At 40.8% G+C, this 22,825-nt stretch carries 20 protein-coding genes and 1 pseudogene; 14 read left to right on the plus strand and 7 right to left on the minus strand.

The window, feature by feature from the left end; translation table 11 throughout:
• Positions 1–42: 42 nt before the first annotated feature.
• Positions 43–279, plus strand: a complete 237-nt coding sequence (locus PSM_RS06820; protein ID WP_013464814.1) for a hypothetical protein — start codon at positions 43–45, stop codon at positions 277–279.
• A 113-nt stretch (positions 280–392) separates the two neighbouring features.
• Positions 393–659, plus strand: a complete 267-nt coding sequence (locus PSM_RS06825) for a DUF4177 domain-containing protein (protein WP_013464815.1) — start codon at positions 393–395, stop codon at positions 657–659.
• A 37-nt stretch (positions 660–696) separates the two neighbouring features.
• On the opposite strand, the pseudogene PSM_RS06830 reads toward PSM_RS06825, so the two are convergent.
• A pseudogene (locus PSM_RS06830) lies at positions 697–1,650 on the minus strand (IS110 family transposase).
• 405 nt (positions 1,651–2,055) lie between these two features.
• Here PSM_RS06830 and PSM_RS06835 point away from each other — a divergent pair.
• The 3 genes from PSM_RS06835 (at position 2,056) to PSM_RS06845 (ending at position 3,508) form a co-directional block, all read left to right on the plus strand.
• On the plus strand, positions 2,056–2,706 hold the full coding sequence (locus PSM_RS06835; RefSeq protein ID WP_013464816.1) for a YidC/Oxa1 family membrane protein insertase: 651 nt from the start codon (positions 2,056–2,058) through the stop codon (positions 2,704–2,706).
• A 27-nt stretch (positions 2,707–2,733) separates the two neighbouring features.
• Entirely contained in the window at positions 2,734–3,159 is a 426-nt protein-coding gene (locus PSM_RS06840; RefSeq protein WP_013464817.1) for a GNAT family N-acetyltransferase, read from the plus strand.
• 109 nt (positions 3,160–3,268) lie between these two features.
• Positions 3,269–3,508 carry a DUF3955 domain-containing protein gene (locus PSM_RS06845; RefSeq protein WP_013464818.1) on the plus strand — a complete coding sequence of 80 codons (240 nt, stop codon included), beginning with the start codon at positions 3,269–3,271 and terminating at the stop codon, positions 3,506–3,508.
• A gap of 12 nt (positions 3,509–3,520) precedes the next feature.
• Here PSM_RS06845 and PSM_RS06850 read toward each other — a convergent pair whose 3' ends face one another.
• Together PSM_RS06850 and PSM_RS06855 are read right to left on the minus strand one after the other, a co-directional pair.
• Positions 3,521–4,150, minus strand: coding sequence for a trimeric intracellular cation channel family protein (locus tag PSM_RS06850; protein WP_013464819.1), 630 nt, complete (start codon positions 4,148–4,150; stop codon positions 3,521–3,523).
• A gap of 291 nt (positions 4,151–4,441) precedes the next feature.
• A complete protein-coding gene (locus PSM_RS06855; RefSeq protein WP_013464820.1) occupies positions 4,442–5,458 on the minus strand; it encodes a LacI family DNA-binding transcriptional regulator in 1,017 nt (338 codons plus the stop codon).
• 291 nt (positions 5,459–5,749) lie between these two features.
• Between PSM_RS06855 and glk the strand changes: the two genes are divergently transcribed.
• The 6 genes from glk (at position 5,750) to PSM_RS06885 (ending at position 12,908) form a co-directional block, all read left to right on the plus strand.
• Positions 5,750–6,748 carry a glucokinase gene (glk, locus tag PSM_RS06860; protein WP_013464821.1) on the plus strand — a complete coding sequence of 333 codons (999 nt, stop codon included), beginning with the start codon at positions 5,750–5,752 and terminating at the stop codon, positions 6,746–6,748.
• A 29-nt stretch (positions 6,749–6,777) separates the two neighbouring features.
• Positions 6,778–7,791, plus strand: a complete 1,014-nt coding sequence (locus PSM_RS06865; protein ID WP_008110549.1) for a LacI family DNA-binding transcriptional regulator — start codon at positions 6,778–6,780, stop codon at positions 7,789–7,791.
• A 340-nt stretch (positions 7,792–8,131) separates the two neighbouring features.
• Positions 8,132–9,982: a phosphogluconate dehydratase gene (edd, locus tag PSM_RS06870; protein ID WP_013464822.1), complete on the plus strand. Its 1,851-nt coding sequence runs from the start codon at positions 8,132–8,134 to the stop codon at positions 9,980–9,982.
• A gap of 33 nt (positions 9,983–10,015) precedes the next feature.
• Entirely contained in the window at positions 10,016–10,648 is a 633-nt protein-coding gene (gene eda / locus PSM_RS06875; RefSeq protein WP_013464823.1) for a bifunctional 4-hydroxy-2-oxoglutarate aldolase/2-dehydro-3-deoxy-phosphogluconate aldolase, read from the plus strand.
• Positions 10,645–11,649, plus strand: a complete 1,005-nt coding sequence (gap, locus tag PSM_RS06880; RefSeq protein ID WP_013464824.1) for a type I glyceraldehyde-3-phosphate dehydrogenase — start codon at positions 10,645–10,647, stop codon at positions 11,647–11,649. Before eda ends, gap begins: the two co-directional genes overlap by 4 nt.
• A gap of 134 nt (positions 11,650–11,783) precedes the next feature.
• The gene (locus tag PSM_RS06885; RefSeq protein WP_013464825.1) at positions 11,784–12,908 is read left to right on the plus strand and encodes a sterol desaturase family protein; all 1,125 of its coding nucleotides are present in this window, start codon (positions 11,784–11,786) and stop codon (positions 12,906–12,908) included.
• A 46-nt stretch (positions 12,909–12,954) separates the two neighbouring features.
• Here PSM_RS06885 and PSM_RS06890 read toward each other — a convergent pair whose 3' ends face one another.
• From PSM_RS06890 to PSM_RS06905, 4 genes are all read right to left on the minus strand, one after another.
• The gene (locus PSM_RS06890) at positions 12,955–14,232 is read right to left on the minus strand and encodes a protein kinase (RefSeq protein WP_013464826.1); all 1,278 of its coding nucleotides are present in this window, start codon (positions 14,230–14,232) and stop codon (positions 12,955–12,957) included.
• A 73-nt stretch (positions 14,233–14,305) separates the two neighbouring features.
• Positions 14,306–15,019 carry a YebC/PmpR family DNA-binding transcriptional regulator gene (locus PSM_RS06895; protein ID WP_013464827.1) on the minus strand — a complete coding sequence of 238 codons (714 nt, stop codon included), beginning with the start codon at positions 15,017–15,019 and terminating at the stop codon, positions 14,306–14,308.
• A 198-nt stretch (positions 15,020–15,217) separates the two neighbouring features.
• Complete coding sequence (locus PSM_RS06900; protein WP_013464828.1) at positions 15,218–17,296, minus strand: M13 family metallopeptidase; 2,079 nt, start codon at positions 17,294–17,296, stop codon at positions 15,218–15,220.
• Positions 17,297–17,491: 195 nt separating this feature from the next.
• Entirely contained in the window at positions 17,492–19,282 is a 1,791-nt protein-coding gene (locus PSM_RS06905) for an ABCB family ABC transporter ATP-binding protein/permease (RefSeq protein ID WP_024601058.1), read from the minus strand.
• A gap of 112 nt (positions 19,283–19,394) precedes the next feature.
• Between PSM_RS06905 and PSM_RS06910 the strand changes: the two genes are divergently transcribed.
• From PSM_RS06910 to secF, 3 genes are all read left to right on the plus strand, one after another.
• A complete protein-coding gene (locus PSM_RS06910; protein WP_013464830.1) occupies positions 19,395–19,856 on the plus strand; it encodes a hypothetical protein in 462 nt (153 codons plus the stop codon).
• A gap of 108 nt (positions 19,857–19,964) precedes the next feature.
• A complete protein-coding gene (gene secD, locus PSM_RS06915) occupies positions 19,965–21,803 on the plus strand; it encodes a protein translocase subunit SecD (RefSeq protein ID WP_013464831.1) in 1,839 nt (612 codons plus the stop codon).
• Positions 21,796–22,725 (plus strand): protein translocase subunit SecF, encoded by a 930-nt coding sequence (gene secF / locus PSM_RS06920; protein ID WP_013464832.1) that lies wholly within the window; start codon positions 21,796–21,798, stop codon positions 22,723–22,725. Before secD ends, secF begins: the two co-directional genes overlap by 8 nt.
• Positions 22,726–22,825: the final 100 nt, after the last annotated feature.

Consider the following 22,825-nt stretch of genomic DNA (forward strand, 5'->3'; position numbering starts at 1 on the left):
GCACTATAAAATTGTTAGGTGTTTCTCAGGTTTGGAGTTCAAATGGGATTTAAGTTTTGGTTCGTTAGAGCATTAAAAGTATTTCTTGGAGTAGCAGCCTTACTTTTTATAGTTGAGTTGCTTAAACAGCACTCAGTTCAAGAAGCATTAATTTTTGCTTGTACTTGGTCATTGATTACAACAGCATTGTTTATATGTTCAAGACTATATCAATCACGTAAAGGTGTAGAGTGTGCTTTGTGCAATGATATTCCAGACAAAAGTGATAAAAACACCTAACAAGAATTTAAAGCGGGACTGCTAACAGTTTGCTCGGTTTCGCTACGCTACACATTTTAGCAAACAATTAACAGCCCCTTAAATGGGCGTTATGTTACTAGATAAGGATATTTATGAAATTAAGCATCGGAGCTTTATTAACACTCTTTCTAATCTCAGGCTGTACAAGTACATCAATTAAGCCGTTGAAATGGGAATACAAAACTATAAATGTAAATCCATTTAAAAATGGGCTTATTGGTAGAGAGCTAAGAGAAATCGAAAAGGAATATTCTAATACGCAAAAAGAGCTTCTTTCAAAATATGGTGAAGATGGCTGGGAATTGGTTCATATTGAGGGTAAAAACTATATTTTTAAAAGGCCAGTTCAGGTTAATTAAGTAACATAACAAGTGACTATGGTGTCAATTCCTAATTTTAAACCATTTTAGGATCCCACATGGCACCATCCCTCACCATAGAATTTATGATCACTACCAGTTTTCGTATGCACGCAATAATGGCTACCTTTTTAGGCTTTCCTGCTTTGACCATGCGTTGATAAAGGTCTTTAAATTTAGAGTTGCACTGAATGGCTGACATCATCGCCATGTACATGGCAGTTCTTATTTTAGGTCGGCCGCCACGTATCATTCGCTTACCTTGATACACGCCACTTTCACGATTAAATGGGGCTACACCCATTAAAGAAACGGCCTCTTTGTTGTTCACATAACCTAACTCAGGCATATCACTAAGCAAGTTAAATGCGACCACATTGCCAACACCTAGCACACTTTGGATAATGGCATTTTTTGCTTTGTATTCGTCTCATTCTTCAATCAGTTTTTGAAGTTTTAAATCGACTTTATCTATTTGGTTTTTCAGTGCAGTTAAGATAGGTTTTATGAGTGACGATAGTGTTTTTGGCATTATTTGAGAGCGATTTTTCTCCATCGTTTGCATATCCATTAACTGACGTCTTCTCGAGAGTAAATCGCTCATCAAGCGCATTTGCTCTGGCTTTAAAGATGATAAAGGCGGTTTAATCGCTTCACCAAAGTGAGCAATAAGTTGTGCATCAAGTTTATCCGTTTTTGCTTTTTGGCCGATAGCGCCTGCGAAGCGTTTTATGTTCACGGGATTAGCAATAACGAATGGAATAATCGCCTCAGCGCAGGCTATGATAAAAGGCTGTTCAAGACGTCCACTTGCCTCAATAGTAACGCGTGTTACTGGGTGTTTTTTTAAGATTTGAATGGCGTGTTTAATGCCACTTTGATTATTTTCTACAGTAAAGTAAATGTCTAAAGGCCTGATATAAATATCGAGTTGTGTTTTACCTGTATCGACACCGACGTTAATTTCATTTTGATTATTTATTGTATTCATAATAAGCTGACTCTGCCTTGCTATTCGGGCTCGAGGCCCCGTTGACTATCCGAGTTTAATGCTTGGAGTTTATACAGCGTTCTAACTTGTTACTGGTCTCTCAATAGAGGAGCCTACGCTCAATCGAACTACTGTATAAAAGGCTTTGGTTGCAGCCAAAGCTTGGGCCTCACATTACCCGAACTAGGTTAAAGTATTAATTTATGGGTTTATTATCCATACAAGTCGTTAAAGCAGGACACTGCTCCTCACCCGTTTTAGTGAACGACTCCACATAACATTAAGGAGCAACACAGCCTAATTGGCCCTTAAACATAGCGAGTTGATTTTAGTTTAAAAATAAACTGTTGACATAATATGTCATGGTGGTTACTTTTAATACATAATATTAAAAGGAAAACTAAAATGGAAATTTGGAATTTATTTACTGCTTTTATTGTGCAATTAATCACCTTTTTTACTCAAGAAGTGGGCGTAAGCCAAGCGGTTGCAATTATTTTGTTTACCGTTATTGGACGATTAGTTTTAATGCCGATTAACCTTGTTGCTATGGTTAACATGGTTAGAAATAAAAAAGCAATTGCCGCACTAAAACCTGAGCTAGATAGCATAAAGAGCAACTATAAAGACCAGCCCAGTGAAATCGCAAAATTAACTATGGCGCTGTATAAAAAGCACAACATTAAGTTTATTGATAAAAAAAGTGTGATTAATATGGCAAGCCAAGGGGTATTTGGCCTTGGAACTTTTCAAGCTCTGCAACAAATTGTATTGAATAGTAAATTTGCTTGGATTACCAGTATTGCAAAGCCTGATATTGCGATTTCGTTATTAGTGGGGGCTATTACATATTTATCTATGATGATGATGCCAGGTAGCGCAGAACAAACCAGCACCTTATTGTTCCTAATTCCCGCAATTATTTGTGTGGTTACTCTCGTTAATTTTCCTTCTGCAATTGGTTTGTACTGGGCTACATCCAGTAGTACTAGCTTGTTGCAGTCATTATTAGTAAATAAGTATTTTAAAAACCATCAGCCGCAGCATCCTTTATAAAGGTCGCTAAACAAAGGAATGACGATAATGAATATGTGTTATCAGCCCACAGCCGATTTGATGGCATCGGCATTGTTAACCTACACCAACATGCGTGAATATTATGAGCAGTATGGCGTTGATTGGCAGCAACATAAAATATATGAACAAATAGTAAACCTTGAAAATTGGGATATTGTGGTAAATGGCGATGTAGTGGGTGTAATGCGCTTGGCTTTCGATGATAAGGGTTGCTATATACGTGACTTACAAGTAGATGCTGCGTTTCAAAATATGGGTATTGGTGCAGCAGCAATTAATGAGTGTGCTCGTTTAGCAGTGCTCCGAGGTGCTATGCAACTTAGGCTTCGGGTTTTTAAAATAAGCCCTGCGCACAAGCTTTACACACGTTCAGGTTTCAGCATAGATAAAGAAGACGACAGATTTTATTATATGTCTAAAAGCTTAGTTTAATAACTGTGACTTTTATTTTAAAAATCAATGTTGCTCAGTCACTGTAGATTAATATTCGCTCATTCAAACTGCTATCCCGACAATTTAATAAAATAGTTATGGATAGATTATGCGCTTTTATACAAACAAAACAGCCACATTGAGTGTTTGCTTTTTATTGCTTGGCACAGGTTTTATGCTGATAGAAAACAGTGTGTATCAATATGTTGATCATAATGGTGTTCTACATGAAAGCTTGTTTATGCCCTTGAGCATACTGTGTTTTGCTGTGGGAGTTCTTTTTGTGGTTAGTTTGTTAGCCCGAAAAGTATTCGGGCTATTTAAAAGTGCTAGGGCAGATGGGCATTAACCGCTGCTGTTATTACTCATTATTTAAGTTAGCGGGTTCTAATAAGTTAAATGTCGGTAAGCGCCATTTAAAGCGTACCGACGCCATACGAATTAAATAGCCTACTACTAAACTTGCAACTACGCTGATATTGTCATCAATGTTGTAGTGGTGCAGTGCTAAGTATAAACAAGCAACAATAAGCGCTACGCTTGCGTAAAGTTCATGATGAAGTACTAATGGCGCTTGTCGACAAATTAAATCACGCAACAGTCCACCAAATACACCTGTTACTATAGCTGCGACAACACAAATTCCATAGTGCAAACCCATATTTAGCCCAACTTGGCAGCCAATTATACTAAACGCTGCAAGCCCTAAGGCATCTAGACGCATGAATATGCCTTTAAATTTAACCACCCATTTGGCCAACCAAGTGGTTACAATACCCGCCACGCATGTGATCAGTAAATATTCTGGGTGTTTAACCCACGTTAACGGGTAATTGCCAAGTAAAATATCGCGTACGCTGCCACCCCCAATGGCTGTGGCACTGGCTACTAGCATAACCCCAAACCAATCCATGTTTCTGCGCCCAGCGCTGAGTGCACCGGTCATGGCTTCTGCTGTAATTCCGATGATGTAAACAATAGTGAGTAGCATGAAATAGTCACTTAAACTTTTAAGAGCAAAAATAAAAGTGCGATTGTAGAGATAAAATAGTGCATTGACGAGTGAAAAATTACATTAAAAACAGCTGCTTTCAGATTAAAAAAACTAATGTGATAGCGAGGTGTGAATAGCCTGTTAATGTAACGAGAGCGCCGGCTTTAGTATTGAAAGCAAAAAGGACAAATGACCGTAAAAATGCAATAAAGCCTGAATTAATTTAAGGTAAAAGAGCGCTGTTGCCTTTAATTTTGTTGCTTCTTAAAAGCGGTTTTATTGAATGTATTAACTTGAGCCACGCGCAATTAAACGCGGGGGCAGTAGGGTGCTTTGTACTTGCTCACCACGAATTAATTTGAGTAAGTTTTCAACTAACATTTGCCCCGCTATAGTGGTGTTTTGCTCTATGGTTGTCAGCGGCGGATTAATGTAACTGGCAATAGAAATATTATCAAAGCCTATTACGGCTACATCTTTTGGCACGTTAATATTGGCTTCTTTTAATGCCCGTATTGCGCCTATAGCAATCAGATCGCTGGCAGCAAAAAGTGCATTAAAAGTAATGTTATTAGCAATTAAAGAGCGAGTAGCATGGTAGCCAGATTCTTCGGTAGAAATTGCATTGGCAATTTTACGATCATTTAAGGTGACACCGTTTTGCTGTAGTTCGTCTTTAAAGCCATTAAAACGGGCAAAAAACTCAGGGCTGTGATCAGAGGCATCGCCAATAAATGCACAATCAGTTCGGTTATGCGCCAGTAAATGCTCAGCGGCAAGTTTACCACCGCCATAATTATCGCAACTTATGGTTAAATCAGGGCGGTTATCAACGCTTGCTCCCCAGCAAACAAATTTAGTGTTTTGTTCAAGCAAGGTATTAAATTTTGGTTGAAAATCAATGTAGTCGCCATAGCCTAATAAGATTATTCCATCTGCTCGATGGCTGTCTTCGTAGTCTGCTTGCCAATCAGCGCTGGCTGATTGAAATGAAACAAGTAGATCATAACCTTCTTTTGCGCAGGCACGGGTAATACTGCCCAGCATGGCTAAAAAAAACGGATTGATTTGTGATTCATCTGAGGTCGGGTCTTCAAACAACAGCAATGCTAGGGTACTGCTTTGTTGAGTGCGAAGGTTACTGGCGTTTTTGTCTACTTTGTAATTAAGTTTTTTAGCAATATCGTGAACACGTCTTCGAGTTTCGTCATTTACCAGTGGACTATTTCGTAAAGCACGGGAAACTGTAGATTGAGACACCCCAGCATAATGGGCTATATCAAACGAGGTGGCTTTACCTTTCATCACGATTACTTACTTAAGAGGACAATAAGGGGATATTCTCGTTTATTAGTGATTTTTTTCAAGCTTATTTGTCAATAAAGGCATTTTTTTATTGATTTTTTCATGACACCGGTGTCACAATAAGGGCGTTTTATCATTTTGTTGTCAAAACGTATTAGCTACCTTTATTATTAAAGGTAGCATTTTTTTACAGTGATAGCTGCTTTGAGGTGATAGCTCAAAGTAAATAAGTATCAATGATACCCCATTAAAATAATAAGTACTCATTACTTAAACAAAAGAGATAACACTATGGGTTTACACTCTAGCACACACTTTGATCCTATTCTGGTTGCCGATATTGGCGGCACAAATGCTCGTTTTGCGTTGATCACTGGCTTCGACGAATCAAGTAATCAATTTACCATTGAGCATAATCATACGTTTCCCAGTGCTAACTATGGATCGCTCGAAAGTGCTACCGAGTACTACTTATCAACAGTGTCTCATATAACCCCTAAACGCGCATGCCTTGCAGTAGCAGGCCCTATAAATGCAGGGCAAGTTCATTTAACTAATTTAGGTTGGCACTTTAGCGTTAATGATTTTAAACACCACTTTGACCTTGCTCAATTAAGCGTTATAAATGACTTTGCTGCTTTTGCCTACGCAGCACCGTATTTAGACCCTTCACAAAATGTCACTGTTAAACCTGGTCAAGCGGATGAGTCTGCCAATATAGGTGTAATGGGCCCAGGCACTGGTTTTGGTGCAGCGTGCTTAGTGAGAACGGCACATTCGTGCGCGGTGATGAGTTCAGAAGGCGGGCATATTTCGTTAGCAGCCGTTAATCAACTCGACGGTCAACTTATTCAAGAACTCAAAAAAGATCACCCTCATGTATCGGTAGAAACGGTATTTTCGGGCCCTGGCATTGCTCATTTGTATAAAGCCATGGCTGCGGTTAAAGGGGTGGCGGCAAAAAATTTAGATGCCGCACAAATTAGCAGCTTAGCCAATAGCGGTGAATGTGAAGTGTGTGATGCAACGCTTAATCAATTTTGTGACTGGATTGGCAGTGTTGCGGGCGATTTAGCATTGGCCTACGGCGCTTTAGGCGGCCTTTATATTGGCGGTGGAATTTTACCACGCATGCAAGCTCGTTTACTTGAAAGTCGTTTTATTGAGCGCTTTTCGCAAAAAGGTATTATGTCGCAGTACACAGGTCAAATTCCGGTGACGTTAGTAACACAAGACAACATCCCATTAATTGGAGCTGCCGCGTGTTTGCATACGAGCCAACAGGATTAATCGCTTTGCATAGGTTTGGAAATAAATAGATGAAAAAAGTCACTATAAACAGCGTTGCCAGTCATGCAGGTGTTTCTAAAAAAACCGTATCGCGAGTACTCAATAATGAGCCTAATGTCAGTGCAGCTACACGCGAAAAAGTGTTAGCCGTATTTAAAGAGCTAGATTACACCCCAAACCCAATTGCACGCGGCCTTGCACAAAATCGCAGCTTTATCATTGGTTGCATTTACGATAACCCTAGTAAAAGTTATATCACCCGTGTGCAAACAGGCGCACTGGCTGCCTGCCAAGAGAACAACTATAACTTGCTTATTCATCCTTGTGAGCTCAGGGGCGATGCACTCATTAACAATATTGAGCAGTTATTGCAGTCATCACGCCTTGACGGTTTAGTATTAACCCCGCCATTTTGTGATTTTGGCGAGTTGGTAGATTTTTTAAAGTCGAAAAAAATCCCTTATGCTCGAGTCGCTTCTGCAATTTTAGATGATGATTCTATTTCTGTGACCAGTAATGACGAGCAGGGGGCGTTTGAAATTACCGAGCATTTAATAAATCTTGGACATACCTCCATAGCGTTTATTAAAGGTCACCCAGATCACAGTGCCACTGAGCAGCGTTTTAAAGGTTACAGGCGCGCATTAACAACTCATGGCATTGAATTTAACGAACGCTTAGTTGAAGAGGGTAACTTTAGTTACCATTCAGGAGTAGACAGTGCGCGTAGTATTTTAGATTTATCGCCACGTCCTACTGCTGTATTTGCATCAAACGACTACATGGCAGCGGCAGTGCTCAAATTAGCTACGCAGCGTAACTTACGTGTACCTGATGATATTTCTATCGCTGGGTTTGATAATGCACCAATAGCGCGCCACATTTGGCCTGGGCTGACCACCATAGCGCAACCTGTAGAAGAAATGACAAAACAAGCCGTTACGCAATTGATCACCCATATTATTGAGCCGCAAGAGTCGCCATATAAAGTGATTTTAGAAGCTAAATTAATCACGCGAGAGTCAACTGCAGCCGTAAAATAAAACCCTTTTTTCACAGTAGCCCGAGTATGAGTGACGCTTACTCGGGCTTTTTTTTGTCTGTACTTTTAATTTTCATTATTTGCTTGCTGGTATTTCACTAAAAATTCACGTTTATTTATTGTACATGTTAAAAAAATTGGCTATTTTTATGACTCAGGGTTGACACCGGTGTCAATGTCATGCGTTAATACCCTGACACCGGTGTCAGGGTTGTTGTGAGAGGCTCCCTGGTAGCGTACCTTTGAACGGGTAAGTCAAAGATGCTCAGTACAGTTATTTTCGTGGAGTCTATAATTGTTACTGAGCCTTTATCCTCTAACGAATAGAGATGAGTAAAATTATGTTGCACCCTCGAATTCAAGAAGTCACAGAACGCGTTATTGAGCGCAGTAAACAAACCCGTCAAGCCTATTTAGATCGTATTTCGCACGCAAAAAAACAAACAAGAGTTCGTGCTGGATTAGGCTGTGGCAATATTGCTCATGTAATGGCTGCGTGTAGCAGCGATGACAAAGCGCGTTTAAAAGCAGACGAGGTGCCAAACCTTGCAATTATCAATTCATATAACGACATGTTATCTGCACATGTGCCTTACAAAGAATACCCCGATTTAATTAAAAGCATTGCCACTAAATTTGACGCCACCGCGCAAGTTGCTGGCGGTGTACCTGCGATGTGTGATGGTGTTACGCAAGGGCGTGATGGCATGGAGCTATCGCTTTTTTCTCGTGACGTTATTGCTATGTCTACTGCGGTTTCGTTATCGCATGACGTGTTTGATGGTGTGTTTTGTTTAGGCGTATGTGACAAAATCGTCCCAGGCCTATTAATTGGTGCTTTATCATTTGGTCACTTACCTGTGTATTTTTTACCAGCAGGGCCTATGCAATCAGGTATTCCAAACAAAGACAAAGCACGTGTTCGTCAAAAGTTTGCACAAGGACTGGTATCTCGTGAAGAGCTACTAGAAGCTGAAAGCGCTTCTTACCACAGTGCGGGTACCTGTACGTTTTATGGTACCGCTAACTCAAATCAAATGCTGATGGAAATAATGGGCTTACACTTACCAGGTAGCTCGTTTATAAACCCATACACAGAACTGCGTGATGGCTTAACCGGTAATGCGGTTGAAACCATGCTTAAGCAGCTTACTGAAAACAAAGATGGCCCGTGTTTAGCGGATGTGATCAGCGAAAAAACCATTATTAACGGCTTAGTTGGCTTGTTATCAACAGGTGGCTCAACCAATCATGCAATCCATATTGTGGCGATTGCTAAAGCGGCCGGTATTCAAGTTACATGGAAAGACATGTCCGATTTATCAGCGGTTGTTCCATTACTGACGCGTATTTACCCTAATGGCTCTGCAGATGTTAATCACTTTCAAGCAGCCGGTGGAATGGGCTTCTTAATGCGTGAATTAGCAGGTGCTGGTTACCTTCATACAGACGTAACCACTATTTTAGGCGAAGGCCTTGCACCTTACATGTGTGAGCCACTACTCGATAAAGACGATAACCTAATTATGAGTGATGCGAACGGCCCAAGCAAAGTTAAGTGGGTAGCGTGTCCAGAAAACTCACATGATGAAGAAGTACTTCGCCCAGTAAGTAACCCATTTAGTAAGCAAGGTGGTTTACAGCTACTAACGGGTAACTTAGGTAAAGCGGTTATTAAAGTCTCTGCGGTTGCAGAGTCTCATCAAGTGGTGTCGGCACCGGCTAAAGTATTTAGCTCACAAGGTGAGTTACAAGATGCCTACAGCCGTGGCGAACTTAACCAAGATTTTATTGCTGTACTTAAAGAGCAAGGGCCAAAAGCCAAAGGCATGCCTGAGCTTCATAAGCTCACACCGGTAATGGCAACATTACAAGATCAGGGCTATAAAGTGGCTATTGTTACCGACGGTCGTATGTCGGGCGCATCAGGCAAAGTACCAGCGGCAATCCATTTAGCACCTGAAGCGGTTGAAGGTGGGATTATTGCTAAAATTCATGAAGGCGATATTGTTACTCTAGATGCGCCAAATGGTATTTTAAAACTGCATGTTAGCGATGAAGAGCTTGCTAAACGAGAGCCGCAAATTAGCCAAGCAAGCCAAACGTTTGGTACAGGTCGTGAATTATTTACTGGATTTAGAAACATAGTAAGCAGTGCCGATTTAGGTGCAAGTGCTTTTGGACTTGAATAATAATTAGCCATATTGGGTAATGAGGAACAAGTAATGAGTATTGAAAAAATCTTAGCATCGGCACCGGTAGTGCCAGTGGTGGTAATCGAAAAATTAGAAGATGCAGCACCACTTGCAAGAGCGTTATATAACGGTGGCCTAAAAGCACTTGAAATTACACTGCGTACACCCATTGCAGCTGAGGCTGTAAAACTAATGAAAGCAGAAGTGCCCGAAGCTTATGTTGGTACAGGTACTGTGGTTGATAAAGCAAGCTTTAACGCATCAGTAGAGGCGGGTGCTGACTTTATGGTAAGCCCAGGTGTTAGCGATGAGTTATTAGCGCTGGCAAAAGAGTCTACTATCCCATTTTTACCCGGTGCAGCGACCCCAAGCGAAGTGATGAACTTAGCTGCTCATGGTTTTAAGTTCTTAAAGTTTTTTCCTGCAGAAGCTGCAGGCGGTGCTGCCATGCTTAAATCTATTGGCGGCCCATTACCTGATATTACTTTTTGTCCAACCGGTGGCATTAGTTTAGCAACCGCACCTGATTACTTAGCACTTAACAATGTTATTTGTGTAGGTGGTACCTGGATGTTAGATAAGCAACTTATTGAAAATAAAGACTGGCAAGCTATTGAAACGCTTGCTCGCCAAGCATGTGAAGTTAATAGGAGTCAAAAATGATTAATGTAGCAATTAATGGCTACGGCCGAATTGGTCGTAATGTATTACGTGCACTGTATGAATCAGCGCAAAATAATGAAATTAAAATTGTGGCTATTAACGATTTAGCCCCAGCCAATGTAAATGCTCATCTGACTCAGTTTGACTCAGTACATGGTCGTTTTTCACAGCAAGTAACGCTTAAAGACAACACCATGTTAATTGGCGATGATGTGATCACCTTAACGCAAGAACGCGATCCTGCTAATTTACCGTGGAAAGCGTTAAACGTTGACATAGTACTTGAATGTACAGGGTTATTTACGTCACGCGAAGCGGCTAATAAGCATATTGAAGCCGGTGCTAAAAAAGTAGTGGTATCGGCACCTGGTACAGATATGGATGCTACCGTAGTGCACGGTGTAAATAGCGATGTAATTAATGCCGATAGCAATATCATCTCAAACGCGTCGTGTACAACTAACTGTTTAGCGCCAGTAGCCAAAGCAATAAACGATACGGTAGGGATTGAACAAGGTAGCATGACTACTATTCATGCTTATACCAACGATCAGAACTTATCTGACGTATACCACCCAGATTTATACCGCGCGCGTAGTGCGACTCAATCTATGATCCCAACTAAAACGGGCGCTGCAAAAGCGGTTGGTTTAGTACTGCCTGAACTTGCCGGTAAACTAGATGGCATGGCGGTACGTGTACCTACAATTAATGTGTCGTTAGTTGATTTAACGTTTATTGCTAAACGTGACACAAGCATTGAAGAAATTAACCAAGTGGTTAAAGCAGCCTCAGAAGGGCCAATGAAAGGTATTTTAGAGTACAACGAGCTGCCGCTTGTTTCTATCGACTTTAACCATAACCCAGCTTCATCTATTTTTGATGCAACGCAAACGCGTGCTGATGGTAAATTAGTTAAAGTAATGGCGTGGTACGACAACGAATGGGGTTTCTCAAACCGCATGTTAGATCAAGTTAAAGCGCTGGGTGCCTATTTATAAATTTTCCGTGTAGTTAATTTAGCTTTATCCAGCCAAGCCACGCATTGCGTGGCTTTTTTTGTGTTTTAGTTAGCCCAAAATTTGCTAGAATATGCGCACTAGAATAGGGACTGCATATTATATTAAGGAAAATAATGCTAAAACACGTCACTAAAAAAATATTTCGCACCAGTCACCTGCAAATTGGTGAGGGTAATATCAGCGGTTACATTGCTTGCTTTTTGGCGATATTAAGTTGCTTGGGAGTGCTTGCATTCCACTTCCCTGAATATTTAACGACTCCAGAATTGCGTAAAAGTTATAGCGTCGAGTTTTTACGTCAACTTATGTTTGTTGCCCTTATTATTTCAGGAAGCCTGGGTTTACTTAATTTTGTACGAAATACCAATAAGCGCTTGGGGGCGACTGCGTGGTTTTTTATTGTACTAGCAATTGGCTTTGGCGGCCCGAATGTTGAAGTGAATGACTTTGCCGATAACACCCCATATATTGGCTTAGACTGGTTTATATTAGACTTATTAGGCTCAACCTTAATTTTTATTTTAATTGAAAAACTGCTTCCGCATCGAAAAGAGCAAAAAATACTGCGTAGTGAATGGCGCGGGGATTTAAACCATTTCTTTGTCAATCATCTAATAGTGGGCTTTGTATTACTGGTTACTAATCATTTTGTTCATTATGGTTTTGGTTGGGCGGTGTCGAGCACATTACAAGGTTACATAGCGCAAATGCCGTTTATACTGCAGCTATTTTTAATTATTTTGGTGGCTGATTTAATGCAGTATTGGACACATCGTGCGTATCACGAAGTCCCCTTTTTATGGCGATTTCATGGTGTGCACCACAGTGCCAAAGAAATGGACTGGTTAGCAGGCTCTCGTCAGCATATTTTAGAAATACTGGTTACCCGTAGTTTAGTGTTAACGCCTATATTTGTGCTGGGTTTTTCACAGCAAATTATTAGTTTGTACGTGATTATTGTAGGCTTTCAAGCGGTATTTAATCACGCCAACGTAAATGTAAAATTTGGGTGGTTAAAGTATTTTATAGTTACACCGCAGTTTCATCATTGGCATCACGCATCCGATAAAGCCGCAATTGATAGAAATTATGCAGCCCATTTTTCGTTTTTAGATTACTTGTTTGGCTCTGCAGTAAAAGGGCAAGCAGAGTGGCCTAAAGAATATGGGGTTGTGGGTGATTACATGCCTGTAGGTATGCTAAAGCAACAAATTTACCCGTTTAAAAAACAAAAATAGTGTTCAATTTTAGCTTGTGGCCATAATATTAATGGCCGCATAACCACTATAAAAAGTCAGCTAATGCGCTAAGTGTTGGCCGCTGTGTGATATTTTCGCTCATGCATTGCTGCGCAATATGTTTTAAGTGCATGACTTCAGCGTTTTGCTCTTGGCAGGTTGTGAGTAAATCCTCGATTAAACACCCTAAAGCACGCACTTCTATTAACTGCATTTGTTGACGTTGATAGTCACTGAGCATAGTAAGATCAGTGGCCGCGCCAAAATCCCCAAACAGCACACGCGCGTGCGGGTCAACCATGGTATTGTGCGCATATATATCACCATGGCTTATATTGTGCTGGTGCAAGTGGGCCACAGTGCTAACCATTTGCTGCGCTATGGCATAAATTGCGTGGGTAGAGTAGTGGCAATCGCTTTCAAATGTATCTCTAGTACAGGTATCAAGGCTGGGCGGTAAGCCTAGATTTGTATAGCTTGTATCAATTAACTCCATCACTAAACCAAGCTGTTGCTGTTGTTCAATGTAAGCCAGTACTTTAATTAAGTTTGGATGCTCAAGCGCTTGCAAGCAACAATTAACTTCATCCAGCGGGTAACCATCGCTTGTAATAGTCCCTTTAAATAACTTAACAGCAACCGGCTCTTTATTCGTTGAATAAGCAAGATGGATAATCCCTGATGCGCCTTGGCCTATTACTTTACTGAGCGAGTAATCTGCCAGTGGTTTATTGGCTAAATTTGATTGGGTAAGGCACTGTGATTTATTAAAGCAATTACCTGCAAATGCAAGCCAAGTCAGTTTTGGTAGTTCAAATAGCCAATCATCAATTTGAGTTAACTGATTTGCAGAGAGCCTAACTAGTTCTAGGTTATGGCAGTTTGCCATGCTTATTGGTAGCTCACTGAGCTGATTACCTGCCAATGCCAGCTTTTTAAGCGCAGTGTATTGGCCAAATGTTGCAGGCAGCTTAGCTATTTTATTATCTGTAAGAATAAGCCATTCAATCGTTTTAGGTAGGCAGTGATCTGCAAATTCAGTGATGTGATTACCTTTAAATGCAACCATTGTCAGAGCAGGGCACTTAGCGAGTATTTTAGGTATATGTTTAAACTGATTAAACGATAAAAACAGTCGTTTTAATTTTGTTAGGCAGGCAAATTCATCAGGTAAATCAGATAAATTGTTATTAGATAAATCCAAGACTTCAAGGGTATCCGCGAGGGTAAAAATTTCCTCTGGAAAGTGGCTTAGCGCTTCAACTAATTGTAGGTGTTTTGCACCAAGTAATTGGCCGCTGCGAAGTTGTGAAAGGGTATTCAAAATTAATAATCCATTTTAAAATCAATAAAAAGGCCAACTAAGTTGGCCTTTAAACACGATTAAGCTTTAACGTTTAAAATTGTGCGTTGTGGTACACGTTTTGTACGTCGTCACAATCTTCAAGCATGGCTAAAAAGCGTTCCATCACTTCTACATCTTCGCCTTCAATAGGGGCTTCTACTTGGGGTACAAAGGCAATTAAGTCTTCGTCAAATTCTGTCACACCCATTTCTTCAAGTGCGGTACGCGTATTGTTGTATTCAGTGTGTGGAGCAAATACCGTCACTTTACCATTTTCTACTTCTACATCGGTTACATCAACGTCAGCCATCATTAGCGCTTCAAGTACGGTTTCATCGTCGTCACCGTCAAATACAAAAATAGCAAGGTGATCAAATAAGTGTGATACCGAGTTTTGTGCGCCAATTTTAGCGTTTGCTTTAGTAAAACACACACGTACATCAGCAAAGGTACGTTTGTTGTTGTCGGTTAAACAGTCAACAATAATCATGCAATTACCTGGGCCGTAACCTTCGTAGCGCGTAGCTGCATAGTCTTCACCGCCGCCGCCTTTGGCTTTATCAATGGCGCGTTCAATTACGTGAGCCGGTACTTGGTCTTTTTTAGCGCGTTCAATTAAACGACGCAGTGCTAGGTTACCGTCTGGATCAACACCGCCGTTTTTTGCACAAATATAAATTTCTTTACCGTATTTTGAATAAACTTTAGTTTTAGCACCCGCAGTTTTAGCCATTGAATCTTTTTTGTTTTGGTAAGCTCTTCCCATCTGCGTTTCGCCTTAATATGTATAAATAATTGAAAAAATTTGCAAGCCCATATTCTAAAGGTAAATGCCGGGCAGGGCTAGTAAGTATTGAGATTGATTACTAAGTAACGGGGGGAACAGTTATTATGAATGGAAAATAAAACAACCCGCCGAAGCGGGTTGTTTATTCGTTACAAATGATGAACGTTTGTCAGGGGATTACCAAATACGAACACGTTCGTCTTCTGGTAAGTACAACTCATCACCTGGTTTTACATCAAATGCTTTGTACCATGCGTCGTGGTTACGAGGAGCTTGTGCTCTAAAGCGACCTGGCGCATGCGTACCGCCACGTAATTGATTTAACATGCTTTGCTCAGTACGTTTTTCTTTCCATACCTGTGCCCACGCTAAGAAGAAACGTTGATCGCCGGTTACACCATCAATCACAGGGGCTTCTTTACCATTTAGGCTTAGTTTGTAGGCATGATAAGCCATGGCTAAACCACCTACATCACCAATATTTTCACCTAAGCTGTTGCGGCCATTTACAAAGTTACCTGGAATTGGCTCATATTTGCTGTACTGAGCCGCCAGTTTGTCGGCTTTAGCATCAAAAGCAGCACGGTCTTCGTCAGTCCACCAGTTACGTTGTATGCCGTTAGCATCTGATTTTGACCCTTGGTCATCAAAGCCATGGCCCATTTCGTGGCCAATCACGGCACCAATACCACCGTAGTTTACCGCAGGATCTGCATTTGGATCGAAAAACGGCGGTTGTAAAATAGCGGCAGGGAATACAATTTCATTAAATGAGCTATTGTAATAAGCATTTACACGTTGTGGTGTCATACCCCAGCGATTGCGGTCGGTTTTCTTAAGCTCTTTTTCAACGCTATCGGCTTGGAAAAACTCACGCATATTTTTTACATTAGCCATTAAATCATTTTTGCTAATGCTTAAGCCTTCGTAAGATTGCCATTCATCTGGGTAACCAATTTTTGGCACAAACGCCGCTAATTTTGCACGCGCATTCACTTTTGTTTCTGCGCCCATCCAATCTAGGTTATCAATACGCTCGCCAAGGGCTGTGCGTAAGTTTTCAACCAGCTCAGACATTTGTTGCTTCGATGACTCAGGGAAGTAACGATCTACATAAATTTTACCAATCGCAAAGCCTAGTGAACTAGTGCCTGACATTTGGCTGATCGCACGTTTCCAGCGCGGACGAGGCTCTTGCTGACCATTTAACTCTTTACCAAAGAAAGCAAAGCTGGTGTTAAATATGTCTTCTGACAACAGCCCAGCGTTACCATTAATTGCATGGTATGTTAGGTAGTCTTTCCATACGCTTATATCTTCGTTGTTGATTAAATCAATCATGGCCTTTACAGGTTCAGGCTGCGACACGTTTAGCTGCGGTACTTTGTAACCTGTTTGCGCAAAGTATAAATCCCAATTAAATCCAGGGTACTGGGTACTTAACTCGTCGCGTTTTATTTGGTTTAACGTTATGTCACGATTACGGCGTTTTTCACGTGGCCAATGACCTTCTGCAATTTTTGTCTCTAGCGCTAAAATTGCTTGTGCACGTTCAGTGGTATTTTCAACACCAGCAAATTTAAGCATGTCGGCAATATGTGCAACATACGCTTCACGAGTTTTGACAAAACGCTCTGCATCTTCAAGGTAATATGAACGATCAGGTAAGCCTAAACCACCAGCACCTAACGACATTTCGTATTTATTAGGATCTAAGCGGTTAAACCACATACCACCACCAATTGGGGCGCTAACACCAGTGAGCCATGAATTACCAAAGATTTTTGCTAAGTCATCAGTTGAGTCGACAGCGTTAATATCGTTAAGCAATGGCTTAATGGGAGTCACACCGAGCTTATTTAGCGTGTCGGTATCCATGTACGAATTATAAAAATCAGCAACTAGTTGCTCTTCTGCATTTAAATTGTCACGTGCTGCAATATCTTCAATAATTTCTTTTACACGCTCTTCACTGCGTTCAGCTAACGCAGAAAACGCACCATAGCGTGTTTTATCTGCTGGCATTTCGTAGTTGTCGTACCATGAACCGCTGGCATACATAAAAAAGTCATCGCCTGGTTTTACAGCTTCATTGCGGGCAGTTAAATCAACCCCAAAAGTGCCTAATTCAGCTTGCTCAGTTGCTTGTGGTTTTTCAGCGACTGCTGCGACTTGCTCAGTTTTTGTAGTTTGTGGCTCTGAACAGCCGGTAATAAATGTAGCGGCGAGTGCCGCTGCAATTAAACTTTTTTTCATTACTTTCCCCTATGAATTCACGTTATTTAATTCGTTATATTTTTGTTATAAAAATAGCTATTTGATTGTATTGATAACTTCACTTCAAACAAACCTTTTGAGGTGAATAACCGTACCGGTCGATAAGATGAATAAAATACTATCAAAATAGCAAAAAAACACTCAACTACTTAAATCGTTCTTGAGCGGCTTAGTTTATTGCGCCTTTGACTGCTTTTGCTGTAATGCCCACATACGGGCATATTCACCGTTTTGATTTAGTAGTTCTTGGTGTTTGCCTTGTTCAATAATTTCACCAGCTTTTAAAACAATAATTGAGTCTGCGTCGGTTATGGTCGAAAGTCGGTGTGCAATAACAATACTGGTGTGATCATTTGCCACTTCACGCATTGCTTTTAAAATAGCTTGCTCTGCATGAGAGTCGAGCGCAGAGGTTGCTTCATCAAAGATTAAGATGGGTGATTGCTTTAAAATAGCACGGGCAATGGCAATCCGTTGTTTTTCACCCCCTGAGACTTTTAACCCACGCTCACCCACGAGGGTTTTATCGCCTTTGTCTAAGCTATTTATAAAGTCGGTTAAGTGCGCCATGTTAATTGCTTTATTTATTTCATCTTCAGTTGCTGAGGGTCTGCCATAGGCAATATTCTCACGGATGGTGCTATTAAACAGCACAGTATCTTGGGGGACTATCGCAATGGCTTTACGCAAGCTTGCAAGAGTAACTGTATTAATTGCTTGTTTATCTATGCTAATAGTGCCTGATGACAGCTCATAAAAGCGATACAGTAATCGGGCTAATGAGCTTTTTCCTGCACCACTTGCACCCACAATCGCGACTTTTGAGCCGGCAGCAACATTAAAGCTAATGCTTTTTAAAATAGGCCTTTTACTGTCGTAGTGAAAGCTTACTTTATCAAAGCTAATTTCACCTTGTTTAATGACCAATTCTTTAGCCTCATGAGCATCCGCCACTTTAGGTTGTGTATTAAGCAGGCCGAGCATGTTTTCAAGGTCGGTGAGGGCACGGCGTATTTCGCGATACACAAACCCTAAAAAGTTGAGCGGTAAAAAGAGTTGAATCATATACGCATTGATCATCACCAGTTCACCAATCGTTAACTCGCCCGTGACAACTTCGCTTGCGCCAAGCCACATTAATGCGGTTATTGCACAGGCAATTATGAGTGCTTGCCCTGAATTTAGCGCCAGTAACGAGAGTCTGTTTTTTAATCGTGCTTGTTCCCAGGTTGCTAAAAACGTATCGTAAGTTTTAGCTTCATACTCTTCGTTATTAAAGTATTTAACGGTTTCGTAATTTAATAAGCTGTCGATGGCGCGTGTGTTACTTTGGTTGTCGGCAGCATTTGACTCGCGAATAAAGCGGTTTCGCCATTGGGTAACTGCCACGGTAAAAAAGATATAAATAGCCACAGCAAGTAGGGTGATCAGCGCAAACCAAATAGAAAATAAGGTGCCAAAAATAATCGCCACGGTCATTATTTCAAACAACGTGGGCACAATATTAAACATTAAAAAGCGCATTAAAAAGCTCAAACCACTGGTGCCGCGCTCTATGTCTCGACTTATACCGCCAGTTTGTCTGTCTAAATGAAAGGCTAAATCTAACGAATGCAAATGTTTAAATACTTTAAGGCCAATATCACGCATGGCATGCTCGGTGACTCGAGAAAATACAGCATCGCGTACTTCACCTAAAAACACGCTGGCAAATCGCAGTGCGCCGTACATAACGAGTAATAAGGTTGGGACGAGCAGTAGCGGGTTAATTGATTTATCAACCGCATCAATTATTTCTTTTAAAGCCCATGGCATGAGCAATGTCGCGCCTTTAGCACCGACTAGCGCTAATATGGCAATCAGCACACGACCTTTAAATTTAGTGATATAAGGCCAAAGAGTTTGAATGCTTTGTTTTAAATTCATAGCGTCGGGGCGTTTTACTGAACTTTGTCTGGAGCGCATCGAGGATCTCAGTATTGTTTTTATATAAATGAAATAGCTTAATGTTGGCTATTGTATTTTAATTAGCTGCCCTTATATACTAGCTATCCTTTATTTTAGTTTTAAATGACAGATGTTAAAATTTCGCGTTTTTTTAGCTACTTGCTTGTTTTTTGCTGCACTCTTTAGTGTGCAAAGCCATGCTATGGGCGTAAAGCACGAATTAAACAGTAACCAAAGCAGTTATAGCCATGTTGTTAATGTCGAAAATTTAACTAACGCTCCCACACCGTTAAAATCGCTAGGTAATTTACAGCATAAAAACTCAAAGCATTCTGAGTTTGCTGCGCATCAACCTAGGCTAACAGCCAATAACTCATTTTTATTTTTACACAGTGCGCAGGGCGATCCTGAATACGATGTAGTGCATGAGTTTTTTGCGCTAAATGGGTGTAGGCATATTTTTTTGCGACCGCAAGCAGTCACCATAAATCAGCCTTGGTATACTTGGGTTTTTAAAAGTAAAAAGTCGCGCTTGAGCGGCTGGAAAGATGCGAATCTGTTATACACCGCTGTAACCACCTACCACGCTTAAAGTTCCTTAATTATCGTTAATTGGTTTTAACGCATCGCGTTTTGACCTTAATTTTAATTGTGCCTAATAGGTACGTTACTGAGCTATGCCTAGTAATAAGGAACAACTATGTTAAGTTTTAAAAAACAAAAAAAGCCATTTATGGCTAAATTTAAATTAAGCTATGTAGCCATGTTGGTTGTATTGGTTTTACTGGCAATAAGCGCTTTACCTAATTTATACCCGAATAAATCGTGGTTGCATATTAGTGCCGCACCTGAGGTTAAAACACAAGCAATACCAAGTACTGAAAACATAGTGCGCTTTTTAAATAGCCAAGGGTTTGAGGTCAGCCAAGGGGTAGAAAACCAAGCAACAATTAATGTGCTTTTAAATACACCTACGCAAAGTGCCCAAGCTCAAGCGGCTATAAAATCGAATTACCCAAACACACAAGTTAAAATTGTAGAACATGCAACCAGCCCTATTTGGTTACAAGAGTTTGGTCTATCGCCCATAAAGCTGGGTCTTGATTTAAACGGCGGAGTATTGTTTGTACTTGATGTTGATTTAGATAAAGCCATTGATGAGCAATTACTCAGTGCTTACCAGCAAACGAAAGCCATTATTGTTAAACAAAAAGCCTATGGTGTTAAAGCAAAGCAAACTAACCAAGGCTTTGAAATAAGTGCATTAGAAAATGCAGCTGAAAAGCTAACCTCAGTTATTAGCGACCTTAAAAGCCGCTTTGAAAATCTAACTTTAACCACATCAACTCATGGCAACTTACAGGTCGTTAAAGTGAGTTATTCTGAGCAAGGGCGCAGCGCATTTGATAAACAAGTCATGAGCCAAACACTCACTACGCTTCGCTCACGCATTGAAGAGTTAGGAATTACCGAGGCGGTTACACAGCGCCAAGGTAAGCAGCGCATTCGCATTGAGCTACCCGGCGTCCAAGACCCAGCCGAGGCAAAACGTATTATTGGTGCTACCGCGTCACTTGGGTTTTATCAACTTAAAGAGATTGGCGGACAAACATTTAATTTGCAATCGGGTGGGACTATTAAGCTCGACCCTGTGCCTATTTTTACTGGTGAGCACATTAATAATGCCAATATTGGCCGTGATGACTGGGGTAAACCTTTAGTACAACTGAGCCTAGATAGCCAAGGTGGCGATGCTATGTCGGCGTTTTCTAAGGCGAATATAGGCAAGCCGATGGCAACGCTCTATTCAGAGTATTCACAAAATGCTAAAGGTGAAGTGGTTAAAAAAAGCGAAGTCATTAATGTGGCGAATATAGCCCAGCATTTAAGCTCACGCTTTAGTATAACCAATATGCAAAGCCAGCAAGCGGCTGCCGATTTAGCGCTATTACTCCGTGCAGGATCGCTTACGGCGCCAGTAACCATAGTACATGAACAAACTATTGGTCCAAGCCTTGGCCAAGACAACATTAACAATGGATTGGCGGCGTTAATGTTAGGCATGGGGTTAACGCTTGCCTTTATGGCGCTGTGGTATCGTCGTTTAGGGCTTATTGCAAATGTTGCGTTAGTTTTAAATTTAACGTCTTTAGTGGGGTTAATGTCATTATTACCTGGGGTGGTTTTAACACTTCCTGGTATTGCAGGTTTGGTGCTAACCATAGGAATGGCAGTTGATACTAACGTGATTATATTTGAACGCATTAAAGAAGAGCGCCGCAAAGGACGTCCTCCATATCAAGCGATACAAGAGGGCTATAAACAAGCTGCGAATACGATTTTAGATGCCAATATTACCACGATGATCACCGCGATTATTTTATATGGCATAGGTTATGGCCCTGTAAAAGGCTTTGCTATAACGCTGGCGCTGGGACTTATCACATCGGTATTTACTGGTGTGTATGTATCGAAATATTTAAGCCAAAGCTTATATTTAAAGCTGGGTAAAAAAGCAGGAGTAAACGCGCATGCTTAATTCTTTTTTAAAATGTGAGGCAGGGTCTCGTATACGTTATACAGGCATGCTGATCAGCGCCATATTTGTGTTGTTGTCGGTATTCACCATTGCACAAAAAGGGCTAAACTTTGGCCTTGATTTTACGGGTGGATACTTAACAGAGTTTACCACCAGCCAAGGTGTTGAACTAAAACAGCTTGAGCAATTTATTGCAAAAAATCATCAGGGTGAATTTGAGCTAACAGCACAGGGCAATAATCATTTTCAACTAACACAAGGCCCCAATAATACAAGCAATAACGATGACTGGAAAACGGCTATTAGCCAAAACCCAACTATAAATGCTGAGGTTTTATCATCGGCATATATTGGCTCTCAAGTGGGTGATGAACTATTTGAACAAGGCTGCTTAGCATTATTTGCTGCGATGGTCGCGGTAATGATTTATTTAGCTGTTCGTTTTGAATGGCGTTTGGCATTAGGCTCTGTGGTGGCTTTATTTCATGACTTAGTGCTGGTGGTTGGCTTATTTGCATGGTTACAAATAGAGTTTAACCTAACTGTTTTAGCCAGTTTGTTGGCGATTATTGGCTACTCATTAAATGACTCAATAATAGTTGGAGATAGGGTGCGCGAGCTGTTGCGCATACCAACAAACATCACACTCAAACCAAGCAGTATTATCAACAGTGCTATTAAAAGTACCTTAACTCGTACGCTTATTACCTCCGGGACTACGCTCGCAACGGTGGCAAGTGTTTGGCTGTTAGCAGGGGCGCCGCTTCAGGGATTTGCAATTGCTCTGTTTGCAGGAATAGTCGTAGGCACGTTATCGTCCATTTGTATTGCTGCAACATTACCCGAGCTACTTGGGTTAAGTGCTAAAAACTACGATAAGCAAGTGGATCAGCAAACGCAGGCATTAATGGATATGCCATAGGCTTAAATCAGCATTGTTGTTACACAGCAAAGGGATAGTGTTAGGTGTAGCAACAATGCTAAAATGGCAAAATTATTTTACCGTATTTAGTGAATTTCCA

It is taken from the genome of Pseudoalteromonas sp. SM9913 (assembly GCF_000184065.1).
GTDB classification, from domain to species: Bacteria; Pseudomonadota; Gammaproteobacteria; order Enterobacterales; family Alteromonadaceae; genus Pseudoalteromonas; species Pseudoalteromonas tetraodonis.

Bases quoted from the DNA above. Each gene is read 5' to 3' on its own strand.
- PSM_RS06835 (WP_013464816.1), top strand. From the start codon at position 2,056: ATGGAAATTTGGAATTTATTTACTGCTTTTATTGTGCAATTAATCACC.
- PSM_RS06865 (WP_008110549.1), top strand. From the start codon at position 6,778: ATGAAAAAAGTCACTATAAACAGCGTTGCCAGTCATGCAGGTGTTTCT.
- PSM_RS06850 (WP_013464819.1), bottom strand. From the start codon at position 4,150: ATGCTACTCACTATTGTTTACATCATCGGAATTACAGCAGAAGCCATG.
- PSM_RS06905 (WP_024601058.1), bottom strand. From the start codon at position 19,282: ATGCGCTCCAGACAAAGTTCAGTAAAACGCCCCGACGCTATGAATTTA.
- PSM_RS06825 (WP_013464815.1), top strand. From the start codon at position 393: ATGAAATTAAGCATCGGAGCTTTATTAACACTCTTTCTAATCTCAGGC.
- PSM_RS06900 (WP_013464828.1), bottom strand. From the start codon at position 17,296: ATGAAAAAAAGTTTAATTGCAGCGGCACTCGCCGCTACATTTATTACC.
- edd (WP_013464822.1), top strand. From the start codon at position 8,132: ATGTTGCACCCTCGAATTCAAGAAGTCACAGAACGCGTTATTGAGCGC.
- secD (WP_013464831.1), top strand. From the start codon at position 19,965: ATGTTAAGTTTTAAAAAACAAAAAAAGCCATTTATGGCTAAATTTAAA.
- PSM_RS06820 (WP_013464814.1), top strand. From the start codon at position 43: ATGGGATTTAAGTTTTGGTTCGTTAGAGCATTAAAAGTATTTCTTGGA.
- glk (WP_013464821.1), top strand. From the start codon at position 5,750: ATGGGTTTACACTCTAGCACACACTTTGATCCTATTCTGGTTGCCGAT.
- PSM_RS06845 (WP_013464818.1), top strand. From the start codon at position 3,269: ATGCGCTTTTATACAAACAAAACAGCCACATTGAGTGTTTGCTTTTTA.
- gap (WP_013464824.1), top strand. From the start codon at position 10,645: ATGATTAATGTAGCAATTAATGGCTACGGCCGAATTGGTCGTAATGTA.
- PSM_RS06840 (WP_013464817.1), top strand. From the start codon at position 2,734: ATGAATATGTGTTATCAGCCCACAGCCGATTTGATGGCATCGGCATTG.
- PSM_RS06910 (WP_013464830.1), top strand. From the start codon at position 19,395: ATGTTAAAATTTCGCGTTTTTTTAGCTACTTGCTTGTTTTTTGCTGCA.
- secF (WP_013464832.1), top strand. From the start codon at position 21,796: ATGCTTAATTCTTTTTTAAAATGTGAGGCAGGGTCTCGTATACGTTAT.
- PSM_RS06855 (WP_013464820.1), bottom strand. From the start codon at position 5,458: ATGAAAGGTAAAGCCACCTCGTTTGATATAGCCCATTATGCTGGGGTG.
- PSM_RS06885 (WP_013464825.1), top strand. From the start codon at position 11,784: ATGCTAAAACACGTCACTAAAAAAATATTTCGCACCAGTCACCTGCAA.
- PSM_RS06895 (WP_013464827.1), bottom strand. From the start codon at position 15,019: ATGGGAAGAGCTTACCAAAACAAAAAAGATTCAATGGCTAAAACTGCG.
- eda (WP_013464823.1), top strand. From the start codon at position 10,016: ATGAGTATTGAAAAAATCTTAGCATCGGCACCGGTAGTGCCAGTGGTG.